The 14,714-nt window shown below is 74.4% G+C and carries 11 protein-coding genes; 9 read left to right on the top strand and 2 right to left on the bottom strand.

Translation table 11 applies throughout. The features are described 5' to 3' along the window. Nucleotides 1-94: 94 nt before the first annotated feature. The 8 genes from AB0472_RS41290 to AB0472_RS41325 all read left to right on the top strand — a co-directional run bounded on the left by AB0472_RS41290 (nucleotide 95) and on the right by AB0472_RS41325 (nucleotide 10,092). Nucleotides 95-496 carry a GntR family transcriptional regulator gene (locus AB0472_RS41290; protein WP_366364512.1) on the top strand — a complete coding sequence of 134 codons (402 nt, stop codon included), beginning with the start codon at nucleotides 95-97 and terminating at the stop codon, nucleotides 494-496. Continuing rightward, complete coding sequence (locus AB0472_RS41295) at nucleotides 493-1,371, top strand: ABC transporter ATP-binding protein (protein ID WP_366364513.1); 879 nt, start codon at nucleotides 493-495, stop codon at nucleotides 1,369-1,371. The genes AB0472_RS41290 and AB0472_RS41295 overlap by 4 nt, the downstream gene beginning before the upstream one ends. After that, the gene (locus AB0472_RS41300; RefSeq protein ID WP_366364514.1) at nucleotides 1,368-2,273 is read left to right on the top strand and encodes an ABC transporter permease; all 906 of its coding nucleotides are present in this window, start codon (nucleotides 1,368-1,370) and stop codon (nucleotides 2,271-2,273) included. Before AB0472_RS41295 ends, AB0472_RS41300 begins: the two co-directional genes overlap by 4 nt. After that, nucleotides 2,270-3,079: a hypothetical protein gene (locus tag AB0472_RS41305; RefSeq protein WP_366364515.1), complete on the top strand. Its 810-nt coding sequence runs from the start codon at nucleotides 2,270-2,272 to the stop codon at nucleotides 3,077-3,079. Before AB0472_RS41300 ends, AB0472_RS41305 begins: the two co-directional genes overlap by 4 nt. 209 nt (nucleotides 3,080-3,288) lie before the next feature. Continuing rightward, a complete protein-coding gene (locus AB0472_RS41310) occupies nucleotides 3,289-5,700 on the top strand; it encodes an RNA degradosome polyphosphate kinase (protein ID WP_366364516.1) in 2,412 nt (803 codons plus the stop codon). Then, nucleotides 5,681-6,703 (top strand): CHAD domain-containing protein, encoded by a 1,023-nt coding sequence (locus tag AB0472_RS41315; RefSeq protein ID WP_366364517.1) that lies wholly within the window; start codon nucleotides 5,681-5,683, stop codon nucleotides 6,701-6,703. Before AB0472_RS41310 ends, AB0472_RS41315 begins: the two co-directional genes overlap by 20 nt. After that, nucleotides 6,700-7,116, top strand: a complete 417-nt coding sequence (locus AB0472_RS41320) for an NUDIX hydrolase (protein ID WP_366364518.1) — start codon at nucleotides 6,700-6,702, stop codon at nucleotides 7,114-7,116. Before AB0472_RS41315 ends, AB0472_RS41320 begins: the two co-directional genes overlap by 4 nt. Nucleotides 7,117-7,191: 75 nt before the next feature. After that, on the top strand, nucleotides 7,192-10,092 hold the full coding sequence (locus AB0472_RS41325; RefSeq protein WP_366364519.1) for a LuxR family transcriptional regulator: 2,901 nt from the start codon (nucleotides 7,192-7,194) through the stop codon (nucleotides 10,090-10,092). Nucleotides 10,093-10,098: 6 nt separating this feature from the next. On the opposite strand, the gene AB0472_RS41330 is transcribed toward AB0472_RS41325, so the two are convergent. Both AB0472_RS41330 and AB0472_RS41335 read right to left on the bottom strand, forming a co-directional pair. Then, on the bottom strand, nucleotides 10,099-10,557 hold the full coding sequence (locus AB0472_RS41330) for a cupin domain-containing protein (RefSeq protein ID WP_366364520.1): 459 nt from the start codon (nucleotides 10,555-10,557) through the stop codon (nucleotides 10,099-10,101). After that, on the bottom strand, nucleotides 10,554-11,558 hold the full coding sequence (locus AB0472_RS41335) for an alpha/beta hydrolase (protein WP_366364521.1): 1,005 nt from the start codon (nucleotides 11,556-11,558) through the stop codon (nucleotides 10,554-10,556). The genes AB0472_RS41330 and AB0472_RS41335 overlap by 4 nt, the downstream gene beginning before the upstream one ends. A gap of 334 nt (nucleotides 11,559-11,892) precedes the next feature. Here AB0472_RS41335 and AB0472_RS41340 point away from each other — a divergent pair, with 334 nt between their 5' ends. Beyond that, the gene (locus tag AB0472_RS41340) at nucleotides 11,893-14,703 is read left to right on the top strand and encodes an AAA family ATPase (protein WP_366364522.1); all 2,811 of its coding nucleotides are present in this window, start codon (nucleotides 11,893-11,895) and stop codon (nucleotides 14,701-14,703) included. Nucleotides 14,704-14,714: the final 11 nt, after the last annotated feature.

The raw sequence follows: 14,714 nt of genomic DNA on the forward strand, positions 1-14,714 counted from the left end.
GCCCCGTCGATCGGTTCACCGATCCCGGGTTGACTTTCCGGCAGCGCTTCCACCACCCTTTCACTACTCAATTAGTGAAAGGGTGGTTGTACGAGTGGTCGAGTACCGCATCGACCGGCGCTCCGGCGTCGCCACCTACGTCCAGATCGTCCAGCAGACCAAGCAGGCCCTGCGCCTGGGTCACCTGCAGCCGGGAGACAAGCTGCCCGCCGCCCGCGAGGTGGTCGAAGCCACCGCGATCAATCCCAACACCGTCCTCAAGGCCTACCGGGAGCTGGAGCGCGAGGGCCTGGTCGAGGCCCGGCGCGGCCTCGGCACCTTCGTGAAGCGCTCGCTCGGGTCCGCCCCGGCCGCCGAGTCCCCCCTGCACGGGGAGCTGGCGGACTGGGCGGAACGGGCCCGTGCGGCCGGCCTGGACCGCGAGGACGTGGCCGCACTCTTCACCGCCGTACTCGCGACCCACTTCGAGAAGCACCTCCAAGGAGAGAGTTCATGACCGACACCGCGATAGCGGCGTCCGCGCTCGGCAAACGGTTCGGCCGGCGCGGGGGCTGGGCGCTGCGCGACTGCACCTTCCTGCTCCCCGCCGGGCGGGTCTGCGCCGTCGTCGGCCCCAACGGGGCGGGCAAGTCCACGCTCCTCGCCCTCGCCGCCGGTCTGCTCGGCGCCACCGAGGGCGGGCTGACCGTCCTCGGCACCACCCCGGACCGGGCGCGCACCCGGGTCGGCTACGTCGCCCAGGACAAGCCGCTCTACCCGCAGCTCACGATCGCCGAGACGCTGGAGATGGGCGCCGACCTCAACCCCGAACGCTGGGACGCGGCGGCCGCCCACGAGGTCGTGGCCGCCGGCGACCTGGACCCGAAGTCCCGGGTCCGCGCCCTCTCCGGCGGCCAGCGCACCCGGGTCGCGCTCGCCCTCGCCCTCGGCAAGCGGCCCGAACTGCTGCTCCTCGACGAGCCGATGGCCGACCTCGACCCGCTCGCCCGGCACGAGCTGATGGGCGTGCTGATGGTCCAGGCCGCCCAGCACGGCACCACCATCGCGATGTCCTCGCACGTGGTCGCCGAACTGGAGGACTCCTGCGACCACCTGCTGCTGATCGGCGGCGGCCGGGTCCGGCTGGCCGGCGAGATCGACGACCTGCTGGCCGCCCACGCCCGGGTCGCCGCCGAGGCCGACGCCGACCTCGCCCCGCACACCGTCGTGGACTCCCGGACCACCGGCCGGCAGCTCAGCGCCCTGGTGCGCCCGGCGGGCCCGCTGCCCGCCCACTGGCGCGCCGCCACCCCCTCCCTGGAGGAGCTGGTCCTCGCCCATCTCCGCAACCCCGAGGCCCCGGCCCTGACCGCGGTGGAGGCCACCGTATGACCACCCTGACCGCACCCGCGCCGGCCCCTCGGGTCCACCTCGCCCGCTGGCTGCTGCGCCTGCACCGCCCCGCGCTGTACGTCTGGGCGGGCCTGGTCCTCGCCCTCACCGTCCTGCTCCTCCTGCTGCACGGCCCGCTGACCGACGCCGCGGCCGACGCCTGGCGCCGGTACGACGCCTGCACGGACTGGCGGCGGTGCAGGTACGACCAGCACGCGATCCTGCGCTACAAGGACTGGTACAACTACGCCACCCTGACGGCGGCCGCGGTGCCCTTCCTGGTGGCCGCGTGGGCCGGTGGCGTCTTCGGCAGGGAACTGGAGTCCGGCACCGCCCGGCTGGCCTGGACCCAGTCCAGCACCCCGGTGCGCTGGCTGGCCTTCCGGCTCGCGGTACCGGCCGCGGCCGTCGCCGCCGGGACCGGGCTGCTGGTCTGGCTGCACCACCTGGCCTGGGCCGCGGGCAACGGCCGTATCGACAACACCAAGGAGTGGTACGACGTGTGGACCTTCCACACCAACGGCCCCTCCCTCGTCGCCCTGGCCCTGTGCGGCCTGGCCGCGGGCGCGCTGACCGGGCTGCTGTCCCGCCGCACCCTGCCCGCCCTGGGCCTCGGCCTGCTCGTCACCGGCGCGGTCTGGACCGCCGTCCAGCTGCTCCTGCCCCGTCTGTGGCCGACGAGCACCAGCGCCGGAGCGGCCTTCGAAGCCCTCCCCGACAGCTCGTGGACGGTGTGGGAGAGCCCGAACGGTACCGTCCCCGCCGGCGACTACCACCCCGCCTCGCACTACTGGCCGCTCCAGCTGACCAGCACCGCCCTGCTCCTCGCCGTGACGGCCCTGCTGGCCCTGGGCTGCTTCCTGGCGCTGCGCCGCCTGACCGGAAGGACGACCGCCCGATGACCGCGCTGCCCGCCACGCCCGCGCCCGCGCCCGGCCCCGCGTCCGCGCCCGGCCCCGCTTCCGCCCACCGCTCCGTGCGCCGGCTGCACCGCCCCGCCCTGCTCGTCTGGGCCGGGTTCGTGCTGCTCGTGACCGGCTGGCTGCTCTGGGTGCACTTCGCCGAGGTGCCGGCCGAGCGGGCCTGCCGGGGCTTCCACTACTCCGCCCGGGGCGACCTCCCCGGCTGCGGGTACTCCGCGTTCACGGACGCCAACAACGTCTTCAACTTCCTCGGTGAGGCCCTCACCTACGCCTGCGTCGCCGTCGCCGCCTGGGCGGGCGGGGCGCTGATCGGGCGGGAGCTGGAGTCGGGCACCGCCCGGTTCGCCTGGACCCAGTCCGTGTCCCCGGCCCGCTGGCTGGCCGGCCGGCTCACCGGGGCGGCCCTGCCGCTGGCCGCCGGGGGCGGGCTGCTCGCCCTGGTCTTCGGCTGGGTGTGGGGCTCCGACGAGGGCGACCTGGTCACGAACTGGACCTACGACCGCGTCTTCATCCCGCACGGCCCGCTGCTGCCGGCCCTGCTCCTGCTCGGCCTCGCCGTCGGCGCCCTCGCCGGGACCGCGCTCGGCCGCACCCTCCCGGCGCTCGGCGCGGCCGCCGCCGTGACCCTGGTGACCAGGCTGTACCTGCGCGAGGCCTGGTTGCCGCTGCACGGCCCGCTGAACGGCTTCTGGGCCGTGCAGCTCAGCGCCACCGCGATGGTGCTCGCCCTGACCGCCGCGGCCACGGCCGGCGCGTTCCTCCTCTTGCGCCGCCGGGCCCGCTGAGGGACCGTCGGACCCACACGTCCCCCGTACGGGTGAAGGGCGCGCGAGGCCGGTCGGGAGGTCCGGTGGGAAGGTCGTACAGGATCGTCGCTTTCGTGATCCCCAAGGCCTTCCGAGGCTGATCACAGACGCCCGCGAGCCGCCCTCCGCTATCCCATACGCCATGTCTTCGTAACCATTGGTTCAGACGGACTTGCGACGCTCAGCCAATGAAGCCCGCCGTGCCAGAACCTTCGCCGCCCCCCGAGGGGTTCGCGGGAAACGGGGTCGTCCAGCTCCCACCCGCGCGTTCCGACGCGCCCGGCACGGTCCGGGCGCGGAAGAATGGGGTCATGAGTCAGCAGAACGCCCAGGCAGCCGAGGCCCACCCGTCGCCCACCACCACCCTTGGCGGAGACCCTGCGGGTCGCGGAGGCATTGCACACACCCAGCCCTCCGTGGGCTCCATAGCCGCACACCGCCCGCACACCGTGGCCGCCGTGGTCTCGGACCTGGAACCCGACATCGACGCCGACCTCGACACGTACGAGGAGTCGCAGGTCGACGGGGTCCAGCTGCCCCAGGGGCGCTTCCTCGACCGGGAGCGCAGCTGGCTCGCGTTCAACGAGCGGGTCCTCGAACTGGCCGAGGACCCGAACACGCCCCTGCTGGAGCGGGCGAACTTCCTGGCGATCTTCGCCAGCAACCTGGACGAGTTCTTCATGGTCCGGGTGGCGGGCCTGAAGCGCCGGATCGCCACCGGGGTGGCCACCCGCTCCGCCTCCGGGCTGCAGCCCCGCGAGGTGCTGGAGATGATCTGGGCCCGCTCCCGCGAGCTGATGGCCCGGCACTCCGCCTGCTACCACGAGGACGTCGCCCCCGCGCTCGCCGAGGAGGGCATCCACCTGGTCCGCTGGGCCGAGCTGACCGAGAAGGAACAGGCCCGGCTCTTCACGCTCTTCCGGCACCAGATCTTCCCCGTGCTGACCCCGCTGGCGGTCGACCCGGCGCACCCCTTCCCGTACATCTCGGGCCTCTCCCTGAACCTGGCCGTGGTCGTCCGCAACCCGGTCAGCGGTCACAAGCACTTCGCCCGCGTGAAGGTGCCGCCGTCGCTGTCCCGCTTCCTGGAGAGCTCCCCCGGCCGCTACGTCCCGATCGAGGACGTCATCGCCGCCCACCTGGAGGAGCTGTTCCCTGGCATGGAGGTCGTGGAGCACCACGCCTTCCGGCTCACGAGGAACGAGGACCTGGAGGTCGAGGAGGACGACGCCGAGAACCTTCTCCAGGCCCTGGAGAAGGAGCTCATGCGGCGCCGCTTCGGGCCGCCGGTGCGCCTGGAGGTCGAGGAGTCCATCGGCCGCGAGGTGCTCGACCTGCTGGTGCGCGAGCTGAAGATCTCCGAGGCCGAGGTCTACCCGCTGCCGGGACCGCTCGACCTCACCGGCCTGTTCCGCATCGCGAGCCTGGACCGGCCCGAGCTGAAGTACCGCAAGTTCATCGCGGGCACCCACCGCGACCTCGCCGAGGTCGAGTCGGCGTCCGCGCCCGACATCTTCGCGGCCCTGCGCGAGCGGGACGTGCTGCTGCACCACCCGTACGACAGCTTCTCCACCTCCGTGCAGGCCTTCGTCGAGCAGGCCGCCGAGGACCCGGACGTCCTCGCGATCAAGCAGACCCTGTACCGGACCTCCGGCGACTCCCCGATCGTCAACGCGCTCATCGATGCCGCCGAGGCCGGCAAGCAGGTCCTCGTCCTGGTCGAGATCAAGGCCCGCTTCGACGAGCACGCCAACATCAAGTGGGCGCGCAAGCTGGAGGAGGCCGGCTGCCACGTCGTCTACGGCCTGGTCGGCCTGAAGACGCACTGCAAGCTGTCCCTGGTGGTCCGCCAGGAGGGCGAGACGCTCCGCCGCTACAGCCACGTGGGCACCGGCAACTACCACCCGAAGACGGCGAGACTGTACGAGGACCTCGGGCTGCTCACCGCCGACCCGCAGGTCGGCGCGGACCTGTCGGACCTGTTCAACCGGCTCTCCGGCTACTCCCGCCGGGAGACCTACCGCCGCCTGCTGGTGGCCCCCAAGTCGCTGCGCGACGGACTGATCGCGCGCATCGAGAAGGAAATACAGCACCACCGGGCCGGCCGCCCCGCGTTCATCCGCATCAAGGTCAACTCGATGGTGGACGAGGCGATCATCGACGCCCTGTACCGCGCGTCCATGGCCGGCGTGCCGGTCGACGTCTGGGTGCGCGGCATCTGCGCGATCCGCCCGGGTGTCGCGGGCCTGTCGGAGACCGTCCGGGTCCGCTCGATCCTCGGCCGCTTCCTGGAGCACTCCCGGGTCTTCGCCTTCGGCAACGGCGGCGAGCCCGAGGTGTGGATAGGCAGCGCCGACATGATGCACCGCAACCTCGACCGCCGGATAGAGGCGCTGGTCCGGGTCGTCGACCCGGCTCACCGGGCCGCGCTCAACCGGTTCCTCGAATCGGGCATGTCCGACTCCACCTCCTCCTGGCACCTGGGCCCGGACGGCGAATGGACCCGGCACGCGACCGACGCGGACGGCCAGCCCCTGCGCAACATCCAGGAGATGCTCATAGACGCCCGGAGGCGCCGGCGTGGCACAGCAACACCTTGAACCGACGGACCCGACGGCCCGGGTGACGACCGCAGACGCCCTCGCGGGCTACCTGCGCGCCCAGGCCACGGAGTTCCTCCGCGCGCTGCGCCTGCACCGGGAGACCGGGACGGCGAGCGCGACGCAGGAGTCCGTCGACGCGGCCCGCGCCCTGCGCCGCTCGGCCCGGCGCATCAGCGGCAGCCTGCACACCTTCCGACCACTCCTGGAGGCCAACTGGTCCGAGGAGATCCGCCCCGAACTCGCCTGGCTGTCGGGCACACTGGGCCTTGAGCACGCCTACGAGGCCCGGCTGGAGCGCCTGTTGCTGGCGCTGCACCGCCTCTCCGGCTCGACGAGCCTGCCGAACCAGGCCACTTCGGAGGCGGTGGCCGAGCGCGGCAGCCTCACGGTGGGCGCGGCCAAGGCGGGCGCCCTCCTCGACCGCCAGCTCACCCTCGCCCGCACCCGGGCCCACTCCACGGCTCTCCAGGCGCTCGGCTCCTCCCGCTTCCACGCGGTCGCCGACAAGGTCGCGGTGCTGGCCAGCGAGGTCCCGCTGACGGCCGCGGCGCCCACGACCGACCTGCGCCCGCAGGCGGCCGCGGCCGAGGAACGGCTCACCGACGCCATCGCGGCGCTCCCGCTGGTCACCGCCGGCCACCCCTACAACGCGGAGGCCCTGGTCCACGGCCTGTCCCCGGACCCGGCCCCACACCCCCAGGACGGGCCCTGGCACCAGGTCCGGCTCCTGCTGCGCCTGCACCGCTACGCCCGCGAGGTGCTGTGCGGCGTGGACGCGCCGGTGGACGTACGGCTGCTCGCGGCCGGCCAGGCCCTGAACCGGCACCGGGACGCCTCCGAAGCCGCGGCCGCGGCCGCCGCGGCGGCCCGCACCCCCCGCATCGCCCCCGCGACGGCCTACGCCCTCGGTGTCCTCCACGCCGACCAGCGGCACGAGGTGGAGGCGGCCAGGTTCGCGTTCCAGCAGGCGTGGCAGAAGCAGCGGGTGGAGGCCGTGTGACCGACACCCCGGTGCTGGCGGCGGGCTGCGTCCTGTGGCGCCGCTCGCCGGTCGACGGCGGCCTGGAGGTCTGCCTCGTACACCGCCCCAAGTACGACGACTGGTCGCACCCGAAGGGCAAGCTCAAGCGCGGCGAGGACGCGGTCACGGGCGCGTTGCGCGAGGTGGCGGAGGAGACCGGCTACGCGGCCGCCCTCGGCGGCGAACTCTCCACCGCCCACTACTACGCCAACGGCCGCCCCAAGAAAGTCCGTTACTGGGCCGGCGAGGCGGGCGAGGGTCACTTCACCCCGAACCACGAGGTGGACCGCGTCCTGTGGCTCCGCCCGGCACAGGCCCGGCAGCGCCTGACCCAGCCCCGCGACGCCGAGCTGGTGGACGAACTGCTGGCCTCGCTGCACAACACCCCTTAGGGACGCCGGCGAACCAGGGTCCGACTGGGGTCCGGCCCTGGGGAGTCGAGCGGCGGCCGGTGCTTGGCTTGGGGCATGACCGAACACCTGCCCGTACCCGCTCGGGCGCTGCGCCGGGTTCCGTTCATCGGCCGGCACCAGGAACTGCGGCTGCTGTCCGGTCATGTGACGGGTGCTCGGGCCCAGGACGGCCCGGGCGACGCGGTACTGCTGGCCGGTGAGCCGGGCATCGGCAAGACCCGGCTGCTGGACCGGCTGGCCGGGAGCTGTCCGGAACACCGGGTCGTCGGGATCGCCGGGGTCCGCTCGGAGGCGCGGCTCGGCTTCGCGGCCCTGCACCGCCTGCTCCGCCCCTTCCTGGGCGGCCTGGACATGCTGCCGCCGCCCCAGCGCGAGGCGCTCGGGGCCGCGTTCGGCCGGGCGACCGGGGCCGCCGCCGACCGCTACCTGGTCGGTCTGGCGACCCTCACGCTGCTCACCGGCACGGCCTCGGCCCGCCCGTTGCTGGCGCTGGTCGACGACGTGCAGTGGCTGGACCGCGAATCCGCCGAGGTGCTGGCCTTCGTCGGCCGGTGCCTGCACGGGGACGCCGTCGCCCTGGTGCTCGCCGGCCGCGCCGAACCCGACGGGCCGGGTCCGTTCGACGGGATTCCCGTCCTGTCCCTGGCCGGGCTGCCCCCGGCCGACGCCCGTGACCTGCTCGCGGCGAACGGCGCCGGACGGCTCGACCCGGCGGTGGCCGACCGGATCGCCGCCGAGACCGGCGGCAACCCGCTGGCACTGCTCCTGCTCACCCGCACGCTGACCGCCGAGCAGCTCTCCGACACCGCGCCGCTGCCGGTGGCGCTGCCGGTCCCCGGCCCGCTCCGCACGCACTTTCTGCGCCCGGTCCGCGCCCTGCCGGCCGAGACCCGGACGCTGCTGCTGGTCATGGCGTCGGCCGCACCGCAGGAGTCGGCGGAGCGCTGGCGGGCGGCAGGGTATCTCGGCATACCCGCGCACGCCGCGGACGCGGCGACGGCCGCGGGCGTCCTCACCCGTGAACATGTGACCGGGTTCCGGCACCCGGTGGTCCGGTCGGCCGTCTACTGGGGTGCCGAGGCGGCGGACCGCCGGCTCGTGCACGCGGCGCTCGCCGCGGTGACCGACCCGGTGCGTGCCCCGGACCGCCGCTCCTGGCACCGCGCCGAGGCGACGGTCGGACTCGACGCGGAGGTCGCCGGGGAACTCGAGGCGGCCGCACGGCACGCACGGGCCGGCGGCGGCCCCGCCGCACAGGCGGCGTTCCTCTTCCGCGCGGCCGAACTGTCCCCCACCGACCGGGCTCCGCGGTTCCTCGCCGCCGCCCGCGCCCACCTCGCGCTCGGGAACCCAGCGTCCGCCCGGGCCGCCCTGGACCGGGCCGAGACCGAACTGGGCCCCGGGGACGCCCTCCTGCACGCCCGCGTCCGGCAGACGAGGACGCGGGTGGACCTGTATTCCGCCCGGCTGACGGGCGTACCGGCACGCCTTCTGGACGCGGCCCGCTCCGTCGCCGAGTCCGACGCCCCGCTGGCCCGCCGGCTGCTGCTGGAGGGCCTCACGGCAGCGGTGGTGGGCCATGGCAGCACCGGCGCCACCGGCGCCGTCACGACGTACGAGTTCGCGGGCGCGGTGCTGGCGTCCCCGGCCATGCGATCGGCGGCCTCCGCCCCCGCCGATCTCCTGCTCAGGGGGCTGGCCGCCCGGCTCCACGACGACTACCCGTCGGCGGTGCCACTGCTGCGGCGGGCGCTCCAGACGCTCGGGAGCGAGGAGTGCGGAAGCCAGGCGCTCGGAGGCAAGGCGCAAGGGAGCGAGGAGTTCGGGGGCCAGACGCTCGGGAGCGAGGAGTTCGGAGGCCAGGAGGAGCCGGACGGGGACGGTGTTCCGCTGGCGGTGCTCGCCCTGTTCGCGGCCGAGGACCTGTGGGACGACGCGGGCGGGCGGGAGGCCTGCGCCCGGCTGGCGGACCACGGCCGGGACACCGGCGCGCTCGGCGCCCTCCAGACCGCTCTCATGGTCCAGGCCCTGTGGGACGTACGGGCAGGCCGGTTCGGCGTGGCCCTTGCCGGTTTCGAGGAGGCCGCGGAGCTGGCCACCGCCACGGACCTGCCCCCGCACGGGCCCGCCCAGCGGATCGAGCTGCTGGCCTGGAGCGGTCGGGAGGCCGAGACGCGGGCGGCCGCGGCCGAGATCGCGGAGGTCTGGGTACGGCAGCACGGCAACGACGACTTCGGCGACCGGGCCCGGGCCTGCCTCGCGGTCCTGGAGACCAGCCTCGGACGCTATCCGCAGGCGCTGGCCTGCGCGCGCGTGGCGCTGGAGAAGGACCGCCCGGGCACGGGGACCCGGGTACTCCACGAGGTGGTCGAGGCCGGCGTGCGCAGCGGCGACCACCGCGCCGCGAAGCAGGCCCTGGCCCGCCTGGAGGAGCGCGCGGCGGTGAGCGGCACTCCCTGGGCGCGGGGCCTGCTGGCCCGCTGCCGGGCGCTGATGGCCGACGACGACCACGCGGAGGCGTACTACGCCGAGTCCGTGGAACTGCTGGGCCGTACCGGGATCGTCACCGAGACGGCCCGGTCCCATCTGCTGTTCGGCGAGTGGCTGCGGCAGCGCAGACGGCGCGGCCACGCCCGGGACCACCTGCGCACGGCCCACCGGATGTTCGCCGGCATGGGAGCCGTGGCCTTCGCCGAGCGGGCCCGCGCCGAGCTCGCGGCCACCGGGGAGCAGGCCCCCACCGGCACCGCGCCGGCCGACCGCGCGCTGACGCCCCGGGAACGGGAGGTGGCCCGTCTCGCGGCCGGCGGGGTGATGAACGCCGACATCGCGGTCCGGCTGTTCATCAGCGTCTCGACCGTCGAGTACCACCTCAGCAAGGTCTTCCGGAAGCTCGGCGTCACCTCACGGCGTCATCTGCCGTCCGTGCTGGACGCCGAGGCCCGGCCGACCTGAGCGGTGCTATTCGGTGGGCGGCGGTCCCGCGACCCGTACCCGGTACGCCTCCGCCGAGGCGATGATCGCGCCGACGTCGAAGGCGGCCGGGGCCTCGTCGACGCTCGACACCGGCGTGCCGTTGGCCACGAACCAGTCCTCGACGCTGGCCGGCGAGAAGACGGTGGCCAGCCGGGCGGACTTGCTGCGCACGAGGTAGCTGTGCGCGACACCGCGCGGGCCGTGCGCGGCCTGGCCGGGTTCGAGGTCGAACTTCTGGTCGCCGACGAAGAAGGTCACCTTCCCGTCCAGGACGATCCAGACCTCCTCTTCGTCGTCGTGCACGTGCAGCGGGGGTGCGTGGCCCGCGGAGTCGGTGAACTCCATGACGCTGATCGATCCGCCGGTGGCCCGGCTGGGCACGAGCACGCGGACCTGCCCGCCGAGGAACCAGAACGGTTCCCCGGCCGTGTGCGGTGCGGTCATGACGGTCCCTTCAGGAAGGTGAGCAGGATGCGGGTCATCTCCGCCGGGCGCTCCTCGTAGAGCCAGTGGCCGGAGCCGGGGACGACGACCCCGGTGACGTGGGTCGCGTACTTCTTGACCTGCTTGGGCACGGAGTCGCCGAGGCTGCCCTCGGCCCCGACCGCGAGCACCGGCATGGTGAGCTTCTTCTTCTGGTTGACGGCGTCGTTCTCGATGTCCTGCGGGAGCGTCCGGAACCAGGCGAGGCTCGCCGCCAGATGGGCCGGGTCCTTCAGGTGGCCGGCGAAGACGGCGACGTCGTCGGGGGTGACCGCGCCCTTGCGGACCTCCAGGTCGTCGATGAACCGGTCCGTCCACACCTCCTCGCGGCCCTGGATGAGGTCTTCGGGCAGGCCGTTGCCGAGGGCGAAGAACCCGAAGTGCCAGGCGCCGGGGCCGTCCGCCGTCAGGGACGGGAAGGTGTAGATGCCCGGGTCCGGGATCGGGGCCTCGCTGAGCACGAGCTTCTTGACGTCGGCGGGGTGCGCGGCGGCGTACGAGTACGCGACCATCGTGCCGATGTCGTGCCCGACGAGCCGGATGTCCCTGTCGTGGCCGATCTTGGCGAGCAGGCCGTGGATGTCCGCGGCCATGGTCTTCTTGTCGTAGCCGCTCGCCGGGGCGTCGCTGCGGCCGGCGCCGGGCAGGTCGGGGGCGATGACCGTGTAGTGCTCGGCGAGCGCGGGCATGACGTGCCGCCACTCGTACCAGGTCTGCGGGTAGCCGTGCAGGAGGACGAGGGTCGGGCCGTGGCCGCCGATCACGTAGTTGAGGCCGAGCGCACCGACCTGCGTCCGGTGCTGGGTGAAGCCGGCCGGCAGGACCTCCTGCACGGCGGCGGCCCGGCCGGCGGGTACGGCGGCCGCGTACGGCGTGGCGCCGGCGGCGGTCAGGCCGAGCGCCGCCACCGCTGCCAGCACGGTCAGGGCTCTCGGGGCGGAGACGGCGGACAGGTGTCGCACGGGGAACTCCAGGGAGGGGAGAGGATCCGGGAAGCTCTGTCGGGGACTCGGGGACTCGGGGACTCGGGGACTCGGGGGCCCGCGGGCTCAAGGACGGACCCGGGGAACGGTGCGGACTTGCCACGGCTCAGGACACCATTCGGCCCGTGCCGTTCGAATCGGGGTGGAGCCACAGTCCCGGGGGACCGCCGGCCGCTGGGGTCGGGGCGGCTCGCCACCTCCGCGCGGGCGCTGAACTGCACGCCTCCGCAGATGACTTGACGATCCCCGTGCCCCGAGCGGCCATCTCCCGGCGATATCCTGCGGGTTGCGGCAGGCCGGTCCTCGGAGGTTCGTGTTGGAGCGCGCTGGTTCGGAAGGGCTGTTCGTGGGCCGCCTCGGCGAGTCGGCCCGGTTGGCGGAGTGCGCCGACCGGGTGCGGACAGGGGAGTCGTGGCTCGCGGTGGTCGAGGGAGAGGCCGGGATCGGCAAGAGCGCCCTGCTGCGCCGGTTCACCGCCACGCTGGACGACCACACCGTCCTGTGGGCCACCGCCGACGCCTCGGAGACGGGCTTCTCGGGCGGGGTCATCGGCCAGCTCACCCGGCGGGTGGACCGCGAACTGCTCGCGCAGTTCCCGCTGCTGGCCGGGGAGCCGCCGGCCGGCGCGACCCCGCACGCGGTCGGCGGGCAGCTGCTGCTCCTGCTGGGGGCGCTCCAGGAGTCCGGGCGACCGGTCGCCGTGGTGGTGGACGACCTGCAGTGGGCGGACCGGCTGTCGATCCAGGCCCTGGGCTTCGTGCTGCGGCGCCTGTGGGCGGACCGGGTCCTGACCGTGGTGGCCACCCGTCCGGACGCGGAGGCCGCGGCGGAGCCCCTGGACCGGCTGCTGCGGTCGCTGGACCGGACGGTCAAGCTGGAGCTGCGCGGCCTCGGCGACGGCGAGGTGGCCCAGCTGGCCCAGGGGCTGGTGGAGGGCCGGCTGGCGAAGGGGCTGATCGAGCGGCTGTACACCTACACCCGGGGACACCCGCTGTACGTCCGCATGGTGCTGGCCGAGGTGCCCGCCGCGGCACTGCACGACGGCGTGCTGGAGCGCTGGCCGGTGCCGCCCTCGCTGCGGGTCGGGATCCGGGCCCAGCTCAACCGTCTCCCGAAGGGCTCGCGCGACCTGCTCGCGGCACTGGCGGTGCTGGACGCGCGGGTGCCGCTGGCGATCGCCGGCCGGCTGGCCGGGGTCGCCGATCCGGTCCGCGCCCTCGGCCCCGCGCTGACGTCGGGGCTCGCGCAGTGGTGGCCGATGGAACACCAGAGCCCCGTCGCCCTGGTGCACGCCCTGCACCGCGACGCCGTGTACGAGACGCTCACCCCCGAACGGCGCCGGGCCCTGCACGCCGGCGCGGCCACCGTCGTCAGCACGGCCGCGGGCTGGGCACACCGGGTCGCCGCGGCCGGCGGCCCCGACGCCCGGCTCGCCGACGAGCTGGAGGAGTCCGGCATGCGGGAGGCGGCCAACGGGCGCAACGCCCTGGCCGCCACCCGGCTGCTGTGGGCCGCGTCGCTGTCGGACCACCGTGACGAGCACGAGCGACGGCTCCTGACCGCCTGCGCCCAGTCGCTGCTCACCATGCTGCCCGGCTGGTCCGCGAAGCTGCGGCCCGAGGTCGAGGAGTGCGCTCCGGGTCCGCTGCGCAGTTGTGTGCTGGGTGTGATGGACATGATGGCCGGCCAGTTCGCGACCGCCGAGGCGCACCTCGGACAGGCCTGGCAGGACGCGTTGGCGCAGCCTGCGGCCGACTGGGTCGCCGTGCTGGCGGGCACCTTCCTCGCCAACATCACCCTGTGGCACGGCCGCGGCGCCCAGACGGTGGAGGTCGCCCGCCGGACCCTCGCGATCGGCGACCTGGACCCGGCCACCACGGACTTCACCCGGGCCGCCCTGGCCACCGGACGGCTCTGGCACCGGGGTCCCCGCGCCGCCCTCGACGACCTCACACACCTGCCGGACGACGGCTCCGCGGTCCCCGACCACAGCCTCGACACCCTCGCCACCCGGGGAGTCCTGCGGCTCTTCCTCGGCGAACTCGCCCCCGCGCGGGCCGATCTGCAGACCGCGGCGGCGCGCGACCGGCAGGGCGCCGGGGCCAAGATGGGCCCGCTCACGCTCGCCCTGCTGTCCGTCGTCCACTACCTGGCGGGCGACTGGAACGAGAGCGAGTCGGTCGCGGACCGGGCGCTCGCGGTGGCCGCGACCCACGACCAGCTGCTCGGCGACGCGGCGGCCCGCTTCTCGGCGGTCTGCGTGCTGGCGGGCCGGGGCGAGTGGGACGCCGCCCAGGACCACGTCGACAACCTCGCCCGCCTCGCGAAGACCCTCGGCGCGTCCACCGAGATCGTCTACTGGTCGCTCGCCGGGGCCACGGCGGCGCAGGCCCGCGCCGACCACCCGGCGATGCTGCGCGCGCTCACGCCGCTGCTCGACGGCACCCCGGATTCCCCGCGCGGTACGGTCCGGCTCCGGTACCGGCCGTTCGGGCTCTGGCAGCAGTCGCTGCTCGTCGAGGCCCTGGCCGGCTGCGGACGGCCGGACGCCGCCGCGGCCGCGCTGGACGGGATGCGGCAGGCGTTCGACGGCACCGGCTACCTCCGGGTGGTGGTGGCCAGACTCGCCGGCCTCGTCGCCGAGGCCCACGGCCGCCCGCACGACGCCCTGGAGATCTACGAGCAGGCGGTCGCCGCCGTCGCCACGGTGACGGACCCCGCCGACGCGCCCCCGCTCCACCGCGCCCTGCTGGAACAGGACTACGGCAGACTCCTGTTGGCCACCAGGACCGCCTCACGGCGCACGGCCGCGATGTGGCTGCACACGGCGCACGGCCGGTTCAGCACGCTGCGGGCCGTCCCGTTCGTCCGGCGCTGCGCCGACCGGCTCGCGGCCGGCGGGCTCACCGCGCCCCCGCAGGCGCCCAGCCGGCTGCTGACCCTGACCGAACGCGAACTGTCCGTGGCGTACGTGGTGGCCGGCGGCCGGACCAACCAGGAGGCGGCCGCCGAGCTCTACGTCAGCCAGAAGACCGTCGAGTACCACCTGTCGCACATCTACGCCAAGCTCGGCATCTCGTCCCGGCGTCAACTCGGTGCGGCGCTGCGGGCCTTGGAGAGCTGAGCGCTTGGCCG

The sequence above is a fragment of the Streptomyces sp. NPDC086777 genome (genome assembly GCF_040702065.1).
Classification (GTDB): domain Bacteria; phylum Actinomycetota; class Actinomycetes; order Streptomycetales; family Streptomycetaceae; genus Streptomyces.

What these genes read in the sequence shown, in the direction of transcription:
- AB0472_RS41300 (WP_366364514.1), top strand. Translation starts at nt 1,368, where the DNA reads ATGACCACCCTGACCGCACCCGCGCCGGCCCCTCGGGTCCACCTCGCC.
- AB0472_RS41305 (WP_366364515.1), top strand. Translation starts at nt 2,270, where the DNA reads ATGACCGCGCTGCCCGCCACGCCCGCGCCCGCGCCCGGCCCCGCGTCC.
- AB0472_RS41295 (WP_366364513.1), top strand. Translation starts at nt 493, where the DNA reads ATGACCGACACCGCGATAGCGGCGTCCGCGCTCGGCAAACGGTTCGGC.
- AB0472_RS41330 (WP_366364520.1), bottom strand. Translation starts at nt 10,557, where the DNA reads ATGACCGCACCGCACACGGCCGGGGAACCGTTCTGGTTCCTCGGCGGG.
- AB0472_RS41325 (WP_366364519.1), top strand. Translation starts at nt 7,192, where the DNA reads ATGACCGAACACCTGCCCGTACCCGCTCGGGCGCTGCGCCGGGTTCCG.
- AB0472_RS41310 (WP_366364516.1), top strand. Translation starts at nt 3,289, where the DNA reads ATGAAGCCCGCCGTGCCAGAACCTTCGCCGCCCCCCGAGGGGTTCGCG.